The 18,751-nt window shown below is 64.6% G+C and carries 20 protein-coding genes; 9 read left to right on the forward strand and 11 right to left on the reverse strand.

The genetic code is table 11. The features are described from left to right. The first annotated feature begins 121 nt into the window (after positions 1 to 121). The gene (locus D769_RS25740; RefSeq protein ID WP_008651016.1) at positions 122 to 1,099 is read left to right on the forward strand and encodes a cytochrome-c peroxidase; all 978 of its coding nucleotides are present in this window, start codon (positions 122 to 124) and stop codon (positions 1,097 to 1,099) included. Positions 1,100 to 1,174: 75 nt separating this feature from the next. On the opposite strand, the gene D769_RS25745 is transcribed toward D769_RS25740, so the two are convergent. The 5 genes from D769_RS25745 to D769_RS25760 form a co-directional block, all read right to left on the reverse strand. Further along, positions 1,175 to 1,438, reverse strand: a complete 264-nt coding sequence (locus D769_RS25745; protein WP_008651017.1) for a hypothetical protein — start codon at positions 1,436 to 1,438, stop codon at positions 1,175 to 1,177. A 141-nt stretch (positions 1,439 to 1,579) separates the two neighbouring features. After that, positions 1,580 to 2,278: an alpha/beta hydrolase gene (locus D769_RS25750; RefSeq protein ID WP_008651018.1), complete on the reverse strand. Its 699-nt coding sequence runs from the start codon at positions 2,276 to 2,278 to the stop codon at positions 1,580 to 1,582. Positions 2,279 to 2,416: 138 nt separating this feature from the next. After that, positions 2,417 to 2,548: a DUF2474 domain-containing protein gene (locus D769_RS31440; RefSeq protein ID WP_008651019.1), complete on the reverse strand. Its 132-nt coding sequence runs from the start codon at positions 2,546 to 2,548 to the stop codon at positions 2,417 to 2,419. A gap of 10 nt (positions 2,549 to 2,558) precedes the next feature. Next, complete coding sequence (gene cydB / locus D769_RS25755) at positions 2,559 to 3,566, reverse strand: cytochrome d ubiquinol oxidase subunit II (RefSeq protein ID WP_008651020.1); 1,008 nt, start codon at positions 3,564 to 3,566, stop codon at positions 2,559 to 2,561. A gap of 4 nt (positions 3,567 to 3,570) precedes the next feature. Next, complete coding sequence (locus D769_RS25760) at positions 3,571 to 5,004, reverse strand: cytochrome ubiquinol oxidase subunit I (protein WP_008651021.1); 1,434 nt, start codon at positions 5,002 to 5,004, stop codon at positions 3,571 to 3,573. Positions 5,005 to 5,183: 179 nt separating this feature from the next. Here D769_RS25760 and D769_RS25765 point away from each other — a divergent pair, with 179 nt between their 5' ends. From D769_RS25765 to D769_RS25770, 3 genes are all read left to right on the forward strand, one after another. Continuing rightward, a complete protein-coding gene (locus tag D769_RS25765; RefSeq protein WP_008651023.1) occupies positions 5,184 to 6,584 on the forward strand; it encodes a PLP-dependent aminotransferase family protein in 1,401 nt (466 codons plus the stop codon). A 22-nt stretch (positions 6,585 to 6,606) separates the two neighbouring features. Then, entirely contained in the window at positions 6,607 to 6,735 is a 129-nt protein-coding gene (locus D769_RS32965; RefSeq protein ID WP_008651025.1) for a citrate synthase, read from the forward strand. Positions 6,736 to 6,988: 253 nt separating this feature from the next. After that, a complete protein-coding gene (locus D769_RS25770) occupies positions 6,989 to 7,453 on the forward strand; it encodes a PRC-barrel domain-containing protein (protein WP_011519366.1) in 465 nt (154 codons plus the stop codon). Here the strand turns inward: D769_RS25770 and D769_RS25775 are convergent. The 3 genes from D769_RS25775 to D769_RS25785 form a co-directional block, all read right to left on the reverse strand. Beyond that, positions 7,435 to 7,716: a BON domain-containing protein gene (locus D769_RS25775; RefSeq protein ID WP_008651028.1), complete on the reverse strand. Its 282-nt coding sequence runs from the start codon at positions 7,714 to 7,716 to the stop codon at positions 7,435 to 7,437. The genes D769_RS25770 and D769_RS25775 overlap by 19 nt on opposite strands. A 285-nt stretch (positions 7,717 to 8,001) precedes the next feature. After that, the gene (locus D769_RS25780) at positions 8,002 to 9,159 is read right to left on the reverse strand and encodes an iron-containing alcohol dehydrogenase (protein WP_008651029.1); all 1,158 of its coding nucleotides are present in this window, start codon (positions 9,157 to 9,159) and stop codon (positions 8,002 to 8,004) included. A gap of 72 nt (positions 9,160 to 9,231) precedes the next feature. Further along, positions 9,232 to 10,680: an NAD-dependent succinate-semialdehyde dehydrogenase gene (locus D769_RS25785; protein WP_008651030.1), complete on the reverse strand. Its 1,449-nt coding sequence runs from the start codon at positions 10,678 to 10,680 to the stop codon at positions 9,232 to 9,234. 152 nt (positions 10,681 to 10,832) lie between these two features. Here D769_RS25785 and D769_RS25790 point away from each other — a divergent pair, with 152 nt between their 5' ends. The 4 genes from D769_RS25790 (at position 10,833) to D769_RS25805 (ending at position 14,265) form a co-directional block, all read left to right on the forward strand. Then, entirely contained in the window at positions 10,833 to 11,669 is an 837-nt protein-coding gene (locus tag D769_RS25790; RefSeq protein ID WP_008651031.1) for an IclR family transcriptional regulator, read from the forward strand. Positions 11,670 to 11,830: 161 nt separating this feature from the next. Next, positions 11,831 to 12,859 carry a peptidase U32 family protein gene (locus D769_RS25795; protein ID WP_051705473.1) on the forward strand — a complete coding sequence of 343 codons (1,029 nt, stop codon included), beginning with the start codon at positions 11,831 to 11,833 and terminating at the stop codon, positions 12,857 to 12,859. 33 nt (positions 12,860 to 12,892) lie between these two features. Beyond that, positions 12,893 to 13,813, forward strand: coding sequence for a U32 family peptidase (locus tag D769_RS25800; protein ID WP_024570514.1), 921 nt, complete (start codon positions 12,893 to 12,895; stop codon positions 13,811 to 13,813). Then, complete coding sequence (locus tag D769_RS25805; protein ID WP_008651034.1) at positions 13,810 to 14,265, forward strand: SCP2 sterol-binding domain-containing protein; 456 nt, start codon at positions 13,810 to 13,812, stop codon at positions 14,263 to 14,265. Before D769_RS25800 ends, D769_RS25805 begins: the two co-directional genes overlap by 4 nt. 51 nt (positions 14,266 to 14,316) lie before the next feature. Here the strand turns inward: D769_RS25805 and D769_RS25810 are convergent, their stop codons facing one another. Next, on the reverse strand, positions 14,317 to 15,309 hold the full coding sequence (locus tag D769_RS25810; protein ID WP_008651036.1) for an Lrp/AsnC family transcriptional regulator: 993 nt from the start codon (positions 15,307 to 15,309) through the stop codon (positions 14,317 to 14,319). A gap of 577 nt (positions 15,310 to 15,886) precedes the next feature. On the opposite strand from D769_RS25810, the gene D769_RS25815 reads away from it, so the two are divergent. Further along, positions 15,887 to 16,348 carry a hypothetical protein gene (locus D769_RS25815; RefSeq protein WP_008651041.1) on the forward strand — a complete coding sequence of 154 codons (462 nt, stop codon included), beginning with the start codon at positions 15,887 to 15,889 and terminating at the stop codon, positions 16,346 to 16,348. A gap of 54 nt (positions 16,349 to 16,402) precedes the next feature. Here D769_RS25815 and D769_RS25820 read toward each other — a convergent pair whose 3' ends face one another. Together D769_RS25820 and D769_RS25825 are read right to left on the reverse strand one after the other, a co-directional pair. Further along, positions 16,403 to 16,717: an H-NS histone family protein gene (locus tag D769_RS25820; RefSeq protein ID WP_008651043.1), complete on the reverse strand. Its 315-nt coding sequence runs from the start codon at positions 16,715 to 16,717 to the stop codon at positions 16,403 to 16,405. Between the two features lie 560 nt (positions 16,718 to 17,277). Then, positions 17,278 to 18,660, reverse strand: coding sequence for an NCS2 family permease (locus D769_RS25825; RefSeq protein ID WP_008651044.1), 1,383 nt, complete (start codon positions 18,658 to 18,660; stop codon positions 17,278 to 17,280). Positions 18,661 to 18,751: the final 91 nt, after the last annotated feature.

An 18,751-nucleotide genomic window follows, 5' to 3' on the forward strand; every position in this document is an offset into this window, starting at 1 on the left:
ATGGAACCAAAAGTGCCTAATCCGGCTTGCGGACCGCGCTGCGCGGTCCGACCCACAAGACGGAGTCCCCATGAAATCCAGCCGAAGCAGAGTCCTGTCGACGTTTTCGACGGCGACGTTTATGACGGTGCTGTTTGCCGCCGCCGTATCCAGTGCGCACGCCGCCGAGCCGCAAGCCGAACCTATCCAGCCCATTGCGCCTGCCAAGGTCCAGCACCCGGAACGCGTGGCGCTGGGCGAAAAGCTCTGGTTCGATCCTCGTCTTTCGCGCTCTGGCTTTATCTCGTGCAACTCGTGCCACAACCTCAGCATGGGTGGCTCGGATAACCTCAAGACGTCCATCGGCGACAAGTGGAAGCAGGGCGGCATCAATTCGCCGACCGTCCTGAATTCCAGCCTGAATTTCGTGCAGTTCTGGGATGGCCGCGCGAAGGATTTGCCAGAGCAGGCGCGCGGGCCGATTGCCAACCCAATCGAGATGGCCTTCACGCACGAGTTGGCGGTCGACACGCTCCGATCCATCCCCGGGTACGTCGATGAGTTCCGCAAGGTCTTCAAGTCGGACAAGCTGACGATATCCGAAATCACACTGGCCATTGCCGCGTTCGAGGAAACGCTGGTCACGCCGAACGCGCGCTTCGACAAATGGCTGAAGGGTGACAAGAAGGCCATCAACGCGCAGGAGTTGCGCGGCTACCAGTTGTTCAAGGGCTCTGGCTGCGTTGCCTGCCACAACGGCCAGAACATCGGCGGCAACTCGTTCCAGAAGATGGGTCTCGTGGAGCCGTACAAGACCAGGAATCCGTCGGAGGGCCGGGCAGGCGTGACGGGCAAGGACGCTGACCGGTTCAATTTCAAGGTGCCGACCCTGCGTAATGTTGCGCTGACTTATCCGTACTTCCACGATGGCGAGGCGGCCACGCTGAGTCAGGCGGTGGATACGATGGGGCGCCTGCAACTGGCGCGCAAGTTCACGCCGGAAGAGAACGCCGATATCGTGGCGTTCCTGAAGACGCTGACCGGCGATCAGCCGAAGATAGTGCTGCCTATGCTGCCGCCGTCGAGCGACAAGACGCCGAAGCCGAAGCCTTTCGAGTAAGGCGCCGCTGACGGCGCCCGCGCGCGTTGGGGCCCCGTCCCGTCCCCGTCCGCTTTCCCCCTTGGGGGCCCCGCGTCAACGTGCTTGCGCCTCGGCGGGTTTGGCCGCTGCGTCGGACCCCTTGCCGAACCGCGCGGCGATCTGATCCTGGACCTTGGCCAGCGCGTCGGCCTGAGCCTTGGCGTCTTGAGCCTCCTTGGCCTTCCTGGCTTCGGCCGCCTGCTGTTGTTCCGGCGTTGGCGGCGGGAGTTTGGCGATGGCCGGTGCGGCCAGCAGGCAGCCGAGAGACAGCGCGAGCGCGCGCAGCGAAGCAGGAACGGACGCGGATTCGTGTTTCATGTGTTTCGTCTCCCAGAGGTGGTTGGGACGCTATCCAGCAGCTTGCGCGCGCGGGTCAGTGTCTGCCGTACTCCATTGTAGCCATCCCATGGATCATGGCGGGCGAGCTCCTCAAGCCGCGCGCCGCGACATGACGAGGCATCAGCCCTGGCTCGCCGTGGCAGCGGCCTCGTCGATGAACGCTGCGATCTCCGCGGGCCGGGAGGCCAGCGATGCATGACTGGCGTCCAGCGTGATGACCTTCCTGGCATTGAGCCGGGTGGACATCATGGCTTGGTTGTCCGGCGCAATCATCCTGTCCTCGCTGGAGATCTGGTACCACGATGGTTTGGTCTTCCATGCCGGCACGGCGATGGTGTCGCCAAAGGTGCTGGCAACGGGCGCCTTCTGGGTGACGGCCATGACCAGGGCCTCGTCGGCGGAAAGATCCTGGCAGAAGCTCTCATGAAACTTGTCGGCCTTCAGCCACAGATACCCGTCGCTGTCGGGCGCAAGGTTGGGCGCTGCGGCCGGCAGGCATTGCTGTGTGATGCCGCTGGGACTTTCTCCGGCATCCGGCGCGAATGCCGCGATATAGACGAGCCCCACCACATTCGGCTGATTGCCCACCTGTGTGATCACGGCGCCACCGTACGAGTGGCCCACCAGCAGCACGGGGCCCGCCTGCTGCGCAATCATCTTTCGGGTACGTTCGGCATCGTCGGCCAGCGAGGTCAGCGGCATTTCGACGGCGTGAAGGGACGTATGCCCTTTGCGTGCAAGCTCGACGATGACTTTGCCCCAGTGGGCGGCGCCTCCCCAGAACCCATGTACCAGAATGATGGTGGGCTTGTTGCTCATGATGCGACTCCTGTCTGTCTACGGTCTTGCTGGTCACCGAGGTCTTTCGACGCGCGCGGCCCTTCGGCGGGGGCGAACCGCGCTCGCATCCGGTCCGCGAAGTCGGATCCGGAATGCCGGAACAACTATAGAAGCCGGTTACCGATGCATGCCAGCCATCTGCATGAGCAGGCGGAGCACCAGGGCCGCCACGCCCAGCCCGGCCACGCTGCAGGTCCAGATGAGCAGAAGCCAGCCAGTCCGGCGCGCCCAGTCAGGTAAGTGCGACATGTCGGGTCTCCTAGTGGTAGCCATCGCCGACGCGGACCTTGCCGCGGAACACGTAGTAGGACCACACCGTGTACATCAGGATGAACGGAATCACGAACAGCGCGCCGACCAGCGCGAAGCCCTGGCTTTGCGGCGGCGCGGCGGCGGCCCAGATCGAGACCGATGGCGGCACGATGTTGGGCCACACACTGATGGCCAGGCCGCTGTATCCCAGAAAAACCAGCCCGAGCGTGAAGAGGAACGGTTGCGCATGGGTGTCTCGGCGCAACGCACGCAGCAGGAGCACGGCGCACAGCAGCACAAGCAGGGGGACCGGCGCGAACCAGAAGAGGTTGGGCAGGCTGAACCAGCGTTCGGCGATGCGTGGCTGGGCAATCGGCGTCCAGATGCTGATGACCGCGATGATCGCGAGCAGCGCCCACACCAGCCGGGACGTCAGGGCTTTCATCCGGTCGTGCAGCGGGCCCTCGGTCTTCAGGATCAGCCACGTGCCACCCAACAGCGTGTAGGCGACGACCACGCCGACGCCGCAGAACAGCGGGAACGGGGCGAGCCAGCCCATGGAACTGCCCACGAAGGCGCCGTCCTTGACGGGCAGGCCATCGACGTAGGCCCCCAGCGCCACCCCCTGGAAGAACGCGGCCACCAGTGATCCGCCCATGAACGACAGATCCCATACCGGGCGTTCGCGGTCGTTGGCCTTGAAGCGGAATTCGAACGCCACGCCACGAAAGATCAGCCCCAGCAGCATCAGGACGATCGGCAGGTAGAGCGCGGACAGGACCACGGAATAGGCCAGCGGGAACGCCGCCAGCAGGCCCGCGCCGCCCAGCACCAGCCAGGTCTCGTTGCCGTCCCAGACGGGCGCCACGGTGTTCATCATCACATCGCGGTCATGCCGGGCGGGCACGAACGGAAACAGGATGCCGATGCCGAGATCGAAGCCGTCCATCACGACGTACATCATCACGCCGAAAAAGATGATCAGAATCCAGAGCAGAGAGAGATCGATACCCATGATGTCAGCTCCTTGCTTCCGCGGGGTTCAGGCGCGTGTCGTCGTCGATGGCCGATAGCGGCCGCGCGGGTTTGTGGTCCGTTGGCGGTTCGGCATCGGATTCGAACACGTCGCCCTCGGACGGCTTCGGCCCCTTGCGTACCAGCCGCAACATGTAGGCAATGCCCACGCCGAAGACGAAGAAGTACGTAATGACGAACAGCGCCAGCGAGATCGTCAGTTGCGTGACGCTGTGCGGCGTCGCGGCATCGGCCGTCCGCATCAGGCCATACACCACCCAGGGCTGGCGGCCGATCTCCGTGGTGAACCACCCCGCGAGCAGGGCGACCAATCCTGTGGGGCCCATCCAGAGCGCCATGCGCAGGAAGCCGCGATGTTCATACAGCCGCCCGCGCCAGCGTAGCCATTGACTCCAGAGGCCGAGCAGGATCATCAGCAGGCCCAGGCCAACCATCACGCGGAAGCTCCAGAACAGGATCGCGGCATTGGGTCGGTCTTGCGGCGGGAAGGATTTCAGGCCCTTGATCTGCCCGTCCAGCGTGTGCGTCAGGATCAGGCTGCCCAGGCGAGGGATGCCGACTGCGAAGCGAGTTTCCTCCCGCTCCATATCCGGCCAGCCGAATACCAGCAACGGCAGCGGCTCGTCGCCGTGCGATTCCCAATGGCCTTCCAGCGCGGCGATCTTCGCGGGCTGATGCTCAAGCGTGTTCAGGCCGTGCATGTCACCCACCACGGCCTGGATGGGCGCGACGATCAGCAGCATTCCCATCGCCATCGACAGCATCTTGCGAATGGCTGGATTGTCGTTGCCGCGCAGCAGATGCCATGCGGCCGATGCAGCGACGAACAGCGCCGTGGAGAGGAAGGCCGCGATGCTCATATGCACCAGGCGATAGGGGAACGACGGATTGAAGATCACGGCGAGCCAGTCGGTCGGCACCACGCGGCCATCGATGATCTCGAATCCCTGCGGGGTCTGCATCCAGCTATTGGACGCCAGAATCCACGTGGCCGAGATCAGCGTGCCCAGTGCCACCATCAGCGTGGCGAAGAAGTGCAGCCCCGGGCCGACCCGCTTCCAGCCGAACAGCATGACGCCGAGGAAGCCCGCTTCGAGGAAGAAGGCCGTCAGCACCTCGTACGCCAGCAGGGGCCCGGTAATGCTGCCCGCGAATTCGGAGAAGAAACTCCAGTTGGTACCGAACTGGTAGGCCATCACCAGTCCGGAGACCACGCCCATGCCGAAGTTCAGCGCGAAGATCTTGGACCAGAAATGGTAGAGGTCGCGATAGACGGTGTTCCCGGTGCGTAGCCAGCACCCTTCCAGCACGGCCAGGTAGGACGCCATCCCGATCGTGATGGCCGGAAAAATGATGTGGAACGAGACGGTGAAGGCAAACTGAAACCGCGCCAGATCAAGGGCTTCGAATGCAGACATGGACAAATTCTCCTGGGCTCATCCCGATCCGCGCCTCGCCTGTCTGGCGGCTTGCGACACCGTGAGCCCGTGGCAAATACTCCATACAGTGATAAACTGTATGTGTTTGTGTATGGACTGTATGCGTATACTATGCCTCGGGTTCCGGGTTTGCAATGGACGATTGAAGGATGTCGACGATGAGTGACACGAAAGCCGAACGCCATGTGGAATGGCTGCGCCCGCTGACGCCGGGCGCCGGGCCGCGCTATGTGCAGATCGCGGACCTGATTGCGCGGGCGGTGCAGACGGGCGAACTCGCCGTGGGCGACCAGATCCCGTCGCAGCGGTGGCTGGCGACGCAGCTCGGGGTGGATCTCACCACGGTGACGCGTGCCTATACGGAGGCACGCAATCGCGGCCTGATCTCGTCGTTCAGCGGGCGTGGCTCGTTCGTCGCGGGCGTTGGCGAGGCGGGCGATGAGATGCGTATCGACCTGTCGATGAACACCCCACCGCAGCCGGCTAGTGGAAACATGGGTGACGCGCTCAAGTTGGCCATTGACGAAGTGCTGGCCCGGCAAGGCATCGAGGCGATGTCCGCCTACCAGGACACGTGGTCCGGCGCCTCGATCGTCCAGGCGGGCAGGGCGTGGCTGCGGCCCGCGGTTGGTGCGATGGCCGGGCAGCAGGAACTGATTGTCTGCGCGGGTACCCAGGCCGCGATCTTCAGCCTGTTGCAGTCGCGCACGCAGCGTGGGGATGCCGTCCTTGCCGAGCCGCTGACCTATCCCGGCTTTCTGCTTACCGCGCAGCAGCTCGGTTTGCGTGTCGTCGCGCTCGAAGTCGACCAGGATGGGGTGTTGCCGGACGCGATCGAACGAAGCCATCGCGAAACCGGCGCGCAGGTGATCTATCTGAATCCGACGCTCCAGAACCCGACGGCGAGCACCATGCCCGAGCCCCGGCGCAAGGCCATCGGGGCCATGCTGCGCAAGCTCGGCATGACGCTGATCGAGGACGATCCCTACCGCTACCTGCTCAACGACGCGCCGCCGCCGATCGTCACCTACGAAGGGGGCGAGCGTGCGTACTATCTGACCTCGCTGTCGAAATGCCTCTGGCCGAGCCTGCGCACGTCGTTCGTCCTGTTGCCGCGCCAGCACGATGCCTCAATGCTGCAGGATGCGTTGCGCGCCTCCAGCATGGGGTGTTCGCTATTGCTGACCGCGGTGGCCGAGCACTGGATGCGCAGTGGCCAGGCCAGGCACCTGATGCTCGACATCCAGCGCGAGGTACGCGCGCGGCAGACGCTGGCGCGCAGCCTGTTGCCGAAGGACGTCAACGCACATCCCACCGGCCTGCACTTGTGGATGACGCTGCCGCCCCACTGGAATCGCCAGTTGTTCGCGCTCGCGCTCGAGCAGCAGGGTGTGCTGGTGGCCTGCTCGGACGCGTTCAGCGTGGATGCGAATCCCGTGGATGCGGTGCGTCTGTCGGTCGGTGGCGCGCGTAGCCAGACGGATCTGGCTCAAGCGCTGCAGCGGATCGCCACATTGCTGCGGGAGGATCGCCGTCGCGGCGTGCGGGCCATTGTCTAGTTGTCATCCATACGGATCCTGGGTGTATGGATGGAACCGGCGGTCGCTGATCGGGCGCGTGGCAGGGCTCGTGGCCCACGTGATCGAGGAGCGCGAGCACCCGATCGCACAGGACATCTGGGAGATGGCCACGGCGCAAAGCCATCGGTGAGGCCGGGTCGGACGCCGTCGCGGGCGGTCGCCGACGCTGGGGCCGACATTTTTGTCAGCGCTATGGCAACATGGGGCGTCCTGTGTCAGCGTGCGGCAGCTCTCGATTGCACTGCAACATGACTTGAAAGACGTCCGCGCGCGCGTCTACGATCAAGTCAGGACAGTTCGGCGTTGGTAGGTTTCAGCTCGCATGTGGCGCCGGAGATACGTCTCGCTTGTCAGTCCAACCCTTTGGTCAGGAGGAGTTGCCCATGAGTCCCATGGACCAGCAGACACCGCCCGCGGGCGCATCCGAACGCAGGGCCGCCATCATCGGCAATGTGAACCAGAAGCCCGGCAAGTGCGGGCCGTTCGTGATGGCCGCCGACACCCTGGAAGGCAACAAGGTCGTGGACCCTGCCGGCGACGAGCTCGGGACGATCGATCACATCATGCTGGACATCGTTGGGGGACGGATTGCCTATGCGGTGCTGGCGATGGGCGGATTCCTTGGCATCGGGGAAAAGCTGCACGCGCTGCCCTGGTCAGCGCTGACCCTCGATACGCGCCGCAAGTGCTTTGTGCTGGGTGTCGAGAAGGAACGTCTCAAGGCGTCGCCGGGTTTTGACAAGGAACACTGGCCCACCATGGCCAACTCCGAGTGGGCCACCAGCATTCACGAGTACTACGGGATCTCTCCGTACTGGGAGAAGGACGGCTACGATCCCTGGGCCTGAGATGGCACCCGCGTGACGAGCAGGTTGGTGACGCCGAGAATGCCCGGCGGCGTTGCCGCGGCCTGCGCGATGCGGCGGGACAGGTCCGAATCTTCCACGCGCCCGGTGATGGTCACCTGGCGGTCTACCACGTGCACGGCAACGCCATCGGGCATATCGCCGCCGCATGCCTCGGCAATACACGTGCCGATGCGCTCACGTAGCAGTTCGTCTTCCTCGTCGGGGCTGGTCCAGGTGGATGCCTGGATTTCGGTCTGCATCATGGCAGTTCCTTGCAGGTGGTGAGGTACGCGTTGCTGGTATTAACGACGTGTCACGGGCCGGCGGCATCCTTGTAGGACACCGCAGGCAGGTAGCGCCCTGGTAGCGCTCTAGAGGCGCTATCAAAATGATTCTGGCGTCGTTGCGCGGCCTTGCCGTACCACTTGTACTGTCTGCGGCCGCGCGTCTAGCCAGAACCGCTTCGCTTCATTTTGATAGCGCCTCTTACACTGTAGTCCTAATGCGGTTTCATGGTGGTCGCATCGTGGGCCCGTTGCCGGGGCGCGTCAGAATGCCGCGCTGTAGATCGCGAATGCGTCGGCCTCGGTGACCTCGCGCGGATTGTTGACCAGCAGGCGTGTCTGCAGCATGGCATCGCGGGCCAGACGGCCCAGATCATTTTCCTTGACGCCAACCTCGCGCAAGGTGCGCGGGATGCCCGTGGCCAGCACCAGTCCCTCGATATGGGCGATCAGCGCGGCTGTCTTGGTTTCGCAGCTACCGGTGGTGCCCGGCAGTATCACGTCGGCCAGTTCCGCATACAGCTTGCTGGCCGCCGGTGCGTTGAACTTCATGACGTGCGGCAGCACGAGCGCGTTGGAGAGCCCGTGCGCGACATGGAAGATGCCACCGATCGGATAGGCCAGCGCGTGCACGGCCGCCACCGGCGAGTTGGCAAAGGCCTGGCCGGCGAACATCGCGCCGAGCAGCATGGCTTCGCGCGCGCCGTGGTCGTGGCCATTGTCACAGGCAAGCATCAGGTTCTGCGATAGCAGTTCCAGCGCGCGCACGGCCAGCATGTCCGAGATCGGGTTCTTCAGATGCGCGCTCGTATAGGCCTCGATCGCGTGCACCATCGCGTCGATACCGGTGGCTGCGGTAGCGGCGCGTGGCAGGCCCAGCGTGAGTTCGGCGTCGAGAATGGCCAGGTCGGCCAGAAGCTGCGGCGCCACCACTCCCATCTTGGTGGTCTCTCCCGTGGTGACGATCGACACTGCAGTCACTTCGGAGCCGGTGCCGGCGGTGGTCGGCATTTGCACGAGTGGCAGCCGCGTGCCCGTGACCTTCTTCACGCCGTACATGTCCTTGAGCGACTGCGCGGCAGGAAGCAGCACGGCAATCAGCTTGGCGACGTCCATCGACGATCCGCCGCCGAGCCCGAGTACGACTTCCGCATCGGCTTGCCGCGCGCGCTCGGTGGCTTCGAGCACGATGTGCTCGGGCGGGTCGGCGATCACGTCGTCGATCAGGGTCACCTGCCAGCCGTGCTTGCCCAGGTCATCGAGGGCCGGGGTCAGCAGGCCGCTCTTCGAGAGAAAGCCGTCGGTCACCACGCAGAGGCGTTGCGCTTGCGGAAAGGCCTCGCGCAGCAACGCTCCCAGCCGGCGCGCGGCGCCAAGCTCGACGATGACCGTCGGCACGGTCTGGAAACGGAACGGGTTCATGGGGTCTCCGGTGTGTGGTTTTCTGGGTTGTCTTCCCTCTCCCCTGTGAGCGAGCGGGAGAGGGAGACGCAATCACATCTGCAGGCAAAGATACTTGATCTCGAGGTATTCCTCGATGCCGTGGCGCGAGCCTTCGCGGCCGACGCCGGATTGCTTGATGCCGCCGAACGGTGCCACCTCGTTGGAGATCAGGCCCGTGTTCAGGCCGACCATGCCGTACTCCAGTGCCTCGGCGGTGCGCCATGCGCGCGAGATATCGCGGGTGTAGAGATAGGCGGCCAGGCCATACTCGGTGGCGTTCGCGGCGGCAACGGCTTCGTCGTCCTGCTTGAAGCGGAACAGCGGTGCCACCGGCCCGAAGATTTCCTCGCGCGCCATGCGCATGTCAGCGGTGGCATTGCCGATCACGGTCGGCGTGTAATACGTGCCGCCGAGCGGGTGCTTGCCGCCACCGACCAGTACCTTGCCGCCCTTGGACGTGGCATCCTCGACCAGCGAATTCACCTTCTCGATCGCGGCGTCCTCGATCAGCGGGCCGATCACCACGCCTGCCTCGAGCCCGTTGCCGACACGCAGCTGAGCGGTGCGCTCGGCAAACTTGGCGGCGAACGCATCGTAAATACTGTCCTGGATGTAGAAGCGGTTCGCGCATACGCAGGTCTGGCCGCCGTTGCGATACTTGGCAACGATTGCGCCTTCCACGGCCGCATCGACGTCGGCATCGTCGAAGACGATGAACGGCGCATTGCCGCCGAGTTCGAGCGACAGGCGCTTGATGGTCGGCGCCGACTGAGCCATCAGGATGCGGCCCACTTCCGTCGAGCCCGTGAACGACAGCTTGCGCACGATCGGGCTGGCCGTCAGCACGCCGCCAATGTTCCGGGCGTCGCCGGTGACAACTTGCAGCACGCCTGCCGGCACGCCGGCGCGATGCGCGAGTTCGGCCAGCGCGAATGCGGACAGCGGCGTCAGTTCGGCCGGCTTGATCACGATCGCGCAGCCCGCGGCCAGCGCTGGCGCCACCTTGCGCGTGATCATCGCAGCCGGAAAGTTCCACGGGGTGATGGCGGCGCACACGCCCACCGGCTGGCGCAGCGTGACCAGCCGTTTGTCGGCGGCAGGCGTGGCCAGCACTTCACCGTCCACGCGCTTGGCTTCCTCGGCGAACCATTCGATGAAACTGGCGGCGTAGGCGATTTCGCCCTTGGCTTCGGCCAGCGGCTTGCCCTGCTCGCGCGTCATCAGGTAGGCCAGGTCGTCGGTATTGGCCAGCATCAGGTCGAACCAGCGGCGCAGGATATTGGCGCGCTCCTTGCCGGTCTTTGCCGCCCAGGCTTTCTGGGCGACTTCCGCGGCAGCAACGGCGCGCGTGGTCTCGGCGGCACCCAGGTCGGCCACCCGGGCGATGACCTCGCCAGTGGCCGGGTCCGTGACGTCAAACGTGGCGCCCGAATCGGCGCCGATCCATTGACCGTCGACATAGGCCAGTTGCTTGAACAGCGAAGGGTCCTTGAGTTGCATGGCGAAATCCTCGGGTTGCATTCGTCGGGTTTGCGGTGTTTAATATCGTTCAATAGATTGAACGATATTCGATATGCGGAACGATGGAATATCTTACGCCCTCGTCGGAAAGACCGCCAGAGGGCAAGAACCGTTCCGATAGCAGCCAGCCGATGCCAAAGACAGCCTATGCCATTCCCGCCGCAGATGCGGCGGACGCCGCGCCAGCGCTCAAGTCCACTTCGCCTGCCGTGGTGCGCGCGGTCCAGGTGATGGATGCCGTGGCGGCAGCGCCGGAGCCGCTGACGCTGGCCGACCTGACCCGGCTGACCGGCGCGCCCAAGAGTTCGCTGCACGGCATGTGCGACACGCTCGTCCAGCTTCAATTGCTCAAGCGCTTGCCGGGCGGAGCGATGGCGCTGGGGCCACATGTGATGAGCTGGGCCAATGCCTTCCTGTCGCAGACGCAGATCACGGAAGAATTCCGGGCGCTGTGGGACGAGACCGATGCCTTTCACGACGCCACGGTCACGCTGTCGATGCTCGATGGCGCCGAGGTTGTGTACCTGGCCTGCCAGAATGGCGACCGCCCGTTGGGCGTGACCTTCCGCATCGGCATGCGGCTGCCTGCGCCATATACGGCCACGGGCAAGGCCATGCTCAGCACCGTACCAGCGGCGGAAGTCAGGCATCTGTTCGATGGGGGGATGCCCGTGCCGCTGACGCGCGCGAGCGTGGCCACGGTCGCGGCGCTGGTGGATGAACTCGAACAGGTTCGTGCACTCGGGTACTCGATCGACAACGGCCAGATGCGCGATGGCATGACCTGCTTTGGCGCACCCGTGTTCGACGCCACGCGTTCGCGCGCGGTGGGCGCCATCGCGGTAAGCTACCTGACCAGTGAGATCGACGCGCCGACCGGCGAGCAAATCGGCGGACAGGTCCGTGCGTTGGCCGACCAGCTTTCCGCGCGGCTCGGCGCGGTTCGCATGTCGCGCGCAGTGGGCTGATACAGCGGCCAACGCAGCAGCCAACACTACGACCAACGCGGGCAAACGCCGGCAAACGCCGGCTAACGCGGCGCGACGCTTTCGTTTCGTTTGCGCCGAGTCAAAGGCCCACTATCAGCGTATCGCTAGCATCCGGGAACTCCCTTTCCGGACCCGATGCGATGAATCCACCCTTGGCGGCGCCCGTGCGCCGCCCTCAACTTGTCGCACCCGCAGGCTCGCTAGCAGCGCTGCGCATGGCGCTGCAGCACGGCGCCGACGCGGTGTATCTGGGCCTGCGAGATGCCACCAACGCCCGTAACTTCGGCGGTCTGAATTTCAGCGAGGACGATATCCGCACCGGTGTGGCCGAGGCCCATGCACGCGGTGCCGAAGTGCTGTTCGCGATCAACACGTTCGCGCAGATGGGCCACGTCGAGCAATGGCACCACGCTGTCGACGCGGCGGCCGCGCTCGGCGCGGACGCGGTGATCATGGCCGACCCCGGTCTTATTGCCTATGCCGCGAAACGCCATCCGTCCCTGCGCATCCACCTTTCCGTCCAGGGCTCCGCCACCCACGCCGACGCCATCGAGCTGATGCGCGAGCAGTTCGGCATCCGGCGGGTCGTGCTGCCGCGAGTGCTCACGGTCACGCAGATTGCGAAGCTTGCCCGCCAGACCGATATCGAACTCGAAGTCTTTGGATTCGGCAGTCTCTGCGTGATGGCGGAGGGCCGGTGCCTGCTGTCGTCCTACGCTACCGGCGACTCGCCCAATAACAAGGGCGTCTGCTCTCCGGCTCATGCGGTGCGCTGGGACGAGCAGGACGGCACGATGCAGGCGCGACTGTCCGGCATCCTGATCGACAGCTACGCCCCTGGCGAGCCGGCAGGCTATCCGACCCTGTGCAAGGGACGTTTCACCGTCGAAGGCGAACGCGGCTACGTGCTGGAGGAACCGACCAGTCTCAATGCGGTATCGCTGCTGCCCACGCTGATCGATATTGGCATTGCCGCGATCAAGATCGAAGGCCGGCAGCGCAGCCCGCGCTACGTGGCTGACGTGGTGGGTGTGCTGCGCGCGGCCATCGACGATGCATGCCGCGATCCGAAGCGGTTCGCGCCGCGGCAGGAATGGCAGGCCACGCTGGGACGCCACGCCGAAGGCGACCAGGTCACGCAAGGTGCGTACGAGCGGCCCTGGCGCTGAGCGGCGTCCAACCATCACAAGCCAGGATTCCATATGGCAATGCCCACACAGCAATCTCCCTTGTTTCGAATTTCCCTCGGCCCCTTGCTTTACTACTGGCCGCGCGCGACGGTGCTGCAGTTCTACGCGTCGGTCGCGGACAGCCCCGTCGACCGTGTCCATCTCGGCGAAGCCGTCTGCACGCGGCGGCACGAACTACGTCATGCGGACTGGCTCGAAATCGCGCAGATGTTGCGCGAGGCAGGCAAGCAGGTGGTGCTGTCGACGCCGGTGCTGGTCGAATCCGACAGCGATATCGCAGTCATGCGCCGGGTTTGCGGGCAGGACGACTACCTGGTCGAAGCCAACGACCTTGGCGCGGTGCGCTGCATGGGCGGGCGTCCGTTCGTGGGCGGCCCACACCTGAACGTCTATCAGGGCGACACGCTGGCATGGCTGGCATCGCTCGGCGCGGTAGGTTGCACGGTGCCGGTCGAAATGGATGGCCGCACCATGGCCGCGCTGGCCGCGGCGCGCCCGGCTGGTCTCGATCTGGAAGCGCTGGTCTGGGGGCGTATGCCGTTGGCGTTTTCCGCGCGCTGCTTTACCGCACGCCATCACCGTCTGCGCAAGGACGCCTGCGAATTCCGCTGCCTGGACTATCCGGACGGGCTGGTGGCGGACACGGGCGAGGGGCAGGCGTTCTTCACGCTCAACGGCATCCAGACGCAGTCTGCTACTTGCCTCGACCTCTGCGCTGAAGTGTCGCGGATGGCGGAGGCCGGTGTTGGTCTGATGCGTGTCAGCCCCCATTCCACAGGCACTTTCGAAGCGATTGCCCATCTCGATGGCATTCGCCACGGAATGCCGGCGGCGCCGAGTCCGGTCATGCCTGCGGACGCGGCACCCAGTAACGGGTATTGGACAGGCAAGCCGGGCATTCGATGGATTGAGAGCGAGGAGGCTACGGCATGACGATGCTGACCGGATTGATGTTGCGGGTGCACCGGCACATGCCGGCGCCCGCGCGCGCGTTGCCCTTCGTGTTGGCCGTGGAGGCCATGCGCCGCTCGGGATGGCTGGAGCCGCCGGCCGCGCTGAATGGCCATACGTTTCGGCTGACGGTCGAGGATATCGGCTTGGAAGTGCGCTTTCGATGTGTCGATGGCCGGTTTGCGCCGGGGCCGTTCGATGGTTCCGCATCGGACCTGACCTTGCGTGCCAAGGTGGCGGACTACCTGCGCCTGATCAGCGGCGATGCCGACACGGACACGCTGTTTTTCCAGCGCCGCCTGTCGATCAGCGGCGACACCGAACTGGGGCTGGAAGTCAAATACTGGCTGGATGCCGCGCCACGCCCGACGTGGGTGGGGCCATTCGCCGCGCGGTTGTCCGTGCTGTTTCCCGCGCCGGCCTCGGCGTCCTGAATGGAAACCTGAATGGAAGATTAAGGCCCGCGCAAGCGGGCGGGCGAGGGCTCAGACCCTCGCCGGAATATTGCCGTAGCGCGTGCCGCGCTGCTTGAAGCAATGGCTGGCACGTAGTACAGCGTGCGGCATGGCGGTTAACCCGCCAATCGCATCGAAGCGCGACAGCGTCGTCTCGAGTTCGTGCATCCCGCGTGCGTGCACCATGGCAAAGAGGTTGTATTGCCAGTTTGGCAGGCGTCGGGGGCGTCGGTAGCACAGCGTGACATGCGGCAGGCTGGCGATGCGCATCCCGATGGCATCGACGCGCGCATCGGGCACATTCCACACGCACATCGCATTGTGCGAATACCCAAATGGCCGATGGTGCAGGATGACACCAAAGCGGCGGATCACACCGTTCTTGCGCCACTGCTGCAGGCGCTGCAGCGTCTCGGTCAGTGGCAGGCCACAACGTTCGGCCAGCGCGTGATAGGGCTCCGGCGTCAGAGACAGGCCAGGTTCCAGCGCGGCCACCAGACGCCAGTCGCACTCGTCCATGTCTGGCTTGGGCACGGATGCTGGCGGTGCTCGCCGGGTTGGTTTGCTGGCTTCCCGACCCTTGCCAAGGGGAAAACCGAGGTCGATGTGATATTCGCGTTCGAGTGGCAGATCAATCGGCTGGTACCCCACGTCGTCGGCGATGTGCTGCAGCACGGCATCGAGCATCATGCGATCGCGCGCGCCGGCGACAAACCAGAGGTTGTAGCGGTGACCGGTACGGGCATAGTTGTGACTGATCGCCGGGTCCGCGTTCAGACGTTCCGCTACCTGCTTCATTTCATTCGGCGGCACCGCCAGCGCGGCCAGCGTGCTTGTCCCGATCGAGTTGGGGGCGAACACCGCGCCGATGCGGCTGATGCGTCCGTTCCCGAGGTCTCGTGCGAGCAGGCTCAGTACCGTTCGCTCGGAGAGGCCGAGTAGCGATGCTGCGCGTTGATAGGGACGGGTGTCGAGCGGGAAATCGTGCTGAATGCGGTCGTAGAGTTGGGTTTCATCAATCATGGCGACGATCGGGCTATCCACTTGGATTGGCCCGGGCGCCAGGTGTCAAAGCCGAAGCATCAAGGTCGATGCGGTGGCCGCGGGTCCGAGGAGGGACCGATGTCGCCCGAGACATGGGGGCATCATCGTGAAGTTCCGCGTAGTCACGGTTGACCGGTGTCAACGGAGGCGGAGATGCCCTGTCCCACGGCCGCGGAAGCAAGCGCGCAGCGTGCTGGCAGGCGGGAGTCCGAACTTGGGGCGGAGGCGTTCCTGATCTACATTGACCAGTTCCGGCGTCGTGCTATCGGCAGGGCTGCCTAAATCTTGTGCAGTCCAGTGCGGTGCCGTACATAAAGGGCTAGCGCGAACCGCTCGGTGAGGATATCCACAGAACCTGTGGATATCCTCACCGACCACAGGGTCATCCCCTGGGCTGGACGGCGCCACCCGGCTTTCGCATCATCGTCGGTCAACTGTCATCTTCGTACGCCCTATGCGTCTGAACCGGTCCGCTGCAGTGCTCTGTATCCCCTGCGCTCTCGTGCTGGGCGGTTGCGTGAGCCATTATCGGGTACCGCCCGACGCGCCCTACGCGATGGTACGGGTGACAACCAGCACCGATGACCGCACGACCTTCAGCGTGCTGGACCCCGCGAGCTGTCCCAAGGCCCCGTGGCCGCTCGTGCTGGCGGGAACCGGCAAGCAATTGGCTGCGATGGGGCGCGACGGAGAGCTGGATATGGTCGGAAGCTCTCCGGAACCGCCGTCGCGAACGCGTGAGCGGAAGGTAGCGGTGGACAAGCGGATTTACGTGGCCGTGACGTCGACGGCCGCGCCACCGGCCGAGGAGGTTCGTTGCGCGGCGGGGGTGTCTTTCATCCCGCGAACGGGCGCGCAGTACGAGATCCGGTACACGAGGGATGAGACCGCCCAGCATTGCTCGGCGCGGGTGCTCCGACTGGAGCCAAGGAGGGATGGGGGCGCGAATGTCGCGCCCGAGCCAACGCAACTCGGATTCCGGGCGTTGCGTAGCGAATATCTTTGCGAGGCGCGCTGAGCAGCGCGCCTCATGCGGCAGCCCGGCGTTTGCCGGACTGCCCGCTGAACTTTCTTACGCCTGTTCGATCAGGAAGCGCTCGGGGCGCTTGCCGAGCCATGCCGGCGCGCGGCCACGGCCCGACCAGGTCTTGCCGGTTTTCGGGTCAAGGTACTTCGGCGGCAGGGACGACGTCTTGCGTGCCACGGTGGCGCCGCTGGCCGGACGACCGCGACGGCGCTTGGGGGCGATGTCTTCGACGGTCAGATCATAATCGGCCATCAATTGGCGAATTTGCTCGATCACGCCAGCCACTTCATTGGCGCGAACTTCATTGAGCTTGGCTTCGAGTGCTTCTTTTTCCGCTAGCAACTGCTTGTAGGTCGGCATTTTTGGATCCCCGATAGATTTGTGGCGGAATGTTACAGGACATCGCAACGCACCCGCACAACAAAAATATTACAAAAAATATCTGAAAAAGCACGGATCAAACGCTAATTTGCGAACAAAAAATTCGCTTTGCATCGCGTCTATTAGACATATGGCGCAGGCAAGCCCGCCCATTATTGTGATTGGGTTGTGCGCGGCGGCGGAGGCGGATAGCCATCGGTACCGAACGGCATCCTAACCAAAACGCGGCAAGATAGCCACCCGGGATTTTATGGCGCTGTTTCCGGGCAATCTGGATAAGCGGCTGAGGGAGGTTGAGCCACCCGGATTTCAATCCACGATTGAGGAGTCATCGTGGTCAGCGAATGGCGCGATGATATTTCTGTCGGGTTTTCGAATGACTCTGTATCGATTCTTCGGAGCTTTCCGATACGGTGCCGACAATAACTAACAGGAGAACGAGAGGAAGAAAAAAGCCTCCGGGGGGAAAGTCCCCGGAGGCCGGCAAATCCACCGGTCATCCCAGGTGGAGGAGACAAGATTCTCGGTGTTGGGTGCGATCAGATCGCCCAGCCACCTGCATAGAACGCGGCCAGCGCGACAGCAATCGCGACCGTGCCGATATTGAGCTTGCGCCATTCGCCCGAGACGATCCGGCCGATCACCAGCGTGCAGAAGCCGAGCATGATGCCGGTGACGATATTGCAGGTCAGCACGATGAACACGGCGCAGACCAGGCCCGAGAGCGCGTCGACCAGGTCGTCCATGTGCAGGCGCGACACGCTCGACAGCATCAGCAGACCCACGTACATCAGCGCGGGAGCGGTGGCGTACGACGGCACCAGGCCAGCCAGCGGCGAGAAGAACATCACGGCCAGGAACAGCGCGCCGACGGTCACGGCAGCCAGGCCGGTGCGGGCGCCAGCGGCCACGCCGACGGTCGATTCGATATAGGCCGCAGCCGGGGCGCCGCCGAAGAAGGCCGAGAAGATCGAGCTCACGGAGTCGGCGGTCAGGGCGCGGCCACCGTTGTGGATGCGGCCCGTGGCGTCGAGCTGGTTGGCCTGACCGGCCACCGCGCGGATCGTGCCAGTGGCGTCGAAGACGGCGGTCATCACCAGTGCCAGCACACTCGGCAGCACCGCGGCGGACAGCGCGCCGCGAATATCCATGGCGCCAATCAGCGAGGTGTGACCCGGCGCGGAGAGCGTCGGCAGCGCGAAGATGCCGGTGAACTTGACCGATGGATCGAAAACAAGCCCGAGCGTCGAGATCGCCACGATCACCAGCAGGATGCCACCCGGCACGCGGCGACGCTCAAGGCCGAAGATCGCGGCCAGTCCGAGGATCGACATCATCACCGGGAAGGCGGTGATATTGCCGAGCGAGACGGGCAGTCCGGGTCCGGGGTTCTTGATGACGAGGCCGACTTCGTTCGAGGCGATCAGCAGCAGGAACAGGCCGATACCGATGCCGGCGCCGTGTGCCACGCCAGCGGGCAGGTTGCGCAGGATCCAGGTGCGCACGCCGGTCACCGAGATCGCGGTGAAGACCACGCCCATCAGGAACACGGCGCCCAGCGCCACGGCGGGGGACAGATGCTGGCCCAGCACCAGGCCAAAGGCCATGAACGCGGTCAGCGAGATCGCGCAACCGATGGCAATCGGCAGCTTGGCCCAGAGGCCCATCAATAGCGACCCGAATGCGGTGGTGAGGCAGACGGCGACAAAGACCGCGCTGGTATCGAAGCCGGCCTTGCCGAGCATCCCAGGCACGACGAAAACGGCATACACCATCGCCATGAAGGTGGTGATGCCGGCGACGACCTCTCGGCGCTGCGTGCTGCCGCGCGCGCTGATCTGGAAGTACTGGTCGATTTTGCCTTGGGCAGTGGGGGGCGCGGCATCCGTGTCCGCGACGGACGGATAGGGCTGTTCGATCATGATGTTGTGTCTCCTTGCAGGGGGCGCTGCGCGCGTCCGCGTACGGATCAGGCGTCAGCCTCGTCTCACATGGTTCCGGGTGTGAGGGCGG

Origin of the sequence: Cupriavidus sp. HMR-1, assembly GCF_000319775.1 — a bacterium.
Taxonomy (GTDB): domain Bacteria; phylum Pseudomonadota; class Gammaproteobacteria; order Burkholderiales; family Burkholderiaceae; genus Cupriavidus; species Cupriavidus metallidurans.

Bases quoted from the DNA above. Each gene is read 5' to 3' on its own strand.
- D769_RS25775 (WP_008651028.1), bottom strand. From the start codon at position 7,716: ATGATGCAGACCGAAATCCAGGCATCCACCTGGACCAGCCCCGACGAG.
- D769_RS31440 (WP_008651019.1), bottom strand. From the start codon at position 2,548: ATGTCGCACTTACCTGACTGGGCGCGCCGGACTGGCTGGCTTCTGCTC.
- D769_RS25810 (WP_008651036.1), bottom strand. From the start codon at position 15,309: ATGATTGATGAAACCCAACTCTACGACCGCATTCAGCACGATTTCCCG.
- D769_RS25790 (WP_008651031.1), top strand. From the start codon at position 10,833: ATGCCAAAGACAGCCTATGCCATTCCCGCCGCAGATGCGGCGGACGCC.
- D769_RS25825 (WP_008651044.1), bottom strand. From the start codon at position 18,660: ATGATCGAACAGCCCTATCCGTCCGTCGCGGACACGGATGCCGCGCCC.
- D769_RS25820 (WP_008651043.1), bottom strand. From the start codon at position 16,717: ATGCCGACCTACAAGCAGTTGCTAGCGGAAAAAGAAGCACTCGAAGCC.
- D769_RS25805 (WP_008651034.1), top strand. From the start codon at position 13,810: ATGACGATGCTGACCGGATTGATGTTGCGGGTGCACCGGCACATGCCG.
- D769_RS25760 (WP_008651021.1), bottom strand. From the start codon at position 5,004: ATGTCTGCATTCGAAGCCCTTGATCTGGCGCGGTTTCAGTTTGCCTTC.
- cydB (WP_008651020.1), bottom strand. From the start codon at position 3,566: ATGGGTATCGATCTCTCTCTGCTCTGGATTCTGATCATCTTTTTCGGC.
- D769_RS25800 (WP_024570514.1), top strand. From the start codon at position 12,893: ATGGCAATGCCCACACAGCAATCTCCCTTGTTTCGAATTTCCCTCGGC.
- D769_RS25795 (WP_051705473.1), top strand. From the start codon at position 11,831: ATGAATCCACCCTTGGCGGCGCCCGTGCGCCGCCCTCAACTTGTCGCA.
- D769_RS25780 (WP_008651029.1), bottom strand. From the start codon at position 9,159: ATGAACCCGTTCCGTTTCCAGACCGTGCCGACGGTCATCGTCGAGCTT.
- D769_RS25740 (WP_008651016.1), top strand. From the start codon at position 122: ATGACGGTGCTGTTTGCCGCCGCCGTATCCAGTGCGCACGCCGCCGAG.
- D769_RS25815 (WP_008651041.1), top strand. From the start codon at position 15,887: ATGGTACGGGTGACAACCAGCACCGATGACCGCACGACCTTCAGCGTG.
- D769_RS25770 (WP_011519366.1), top strand. From the start codon at position 6,989: ATGAGTCCCATGGACCAGCAGACACCGCCCGCGGGCGCATCCGAACGC.
- D769_RS25785 (WP_008651030.1), bottom strand. From the start codon at position 10,680: ATGCAACTCAAGGACCCTTCGCTGTTCAAGCAACTGGCCTATGTCGAC.
- D769_RS25765 (WP_008651023.1), top strand. From the start codon at position 5,184: ATGAGTGACACGAAAGCCGAACGCCATGTGGAATGGCTGCGCCCGCTG.
- D769_RS25745 (WP_008651017.1), bottom strand. From the start codon at position 1,438: ATGAAACACGAATCCGCGTCCGTTCCTGCTTCGCTGCGCGCGCTCGCG.
- D769_RS25750 (WP_008651018.1), bottom strand. From the start codon at position 2,278: ATGAGCAACAAGCCCACCATCATTCTGGTACATGGGTTCTGGGGAGGC.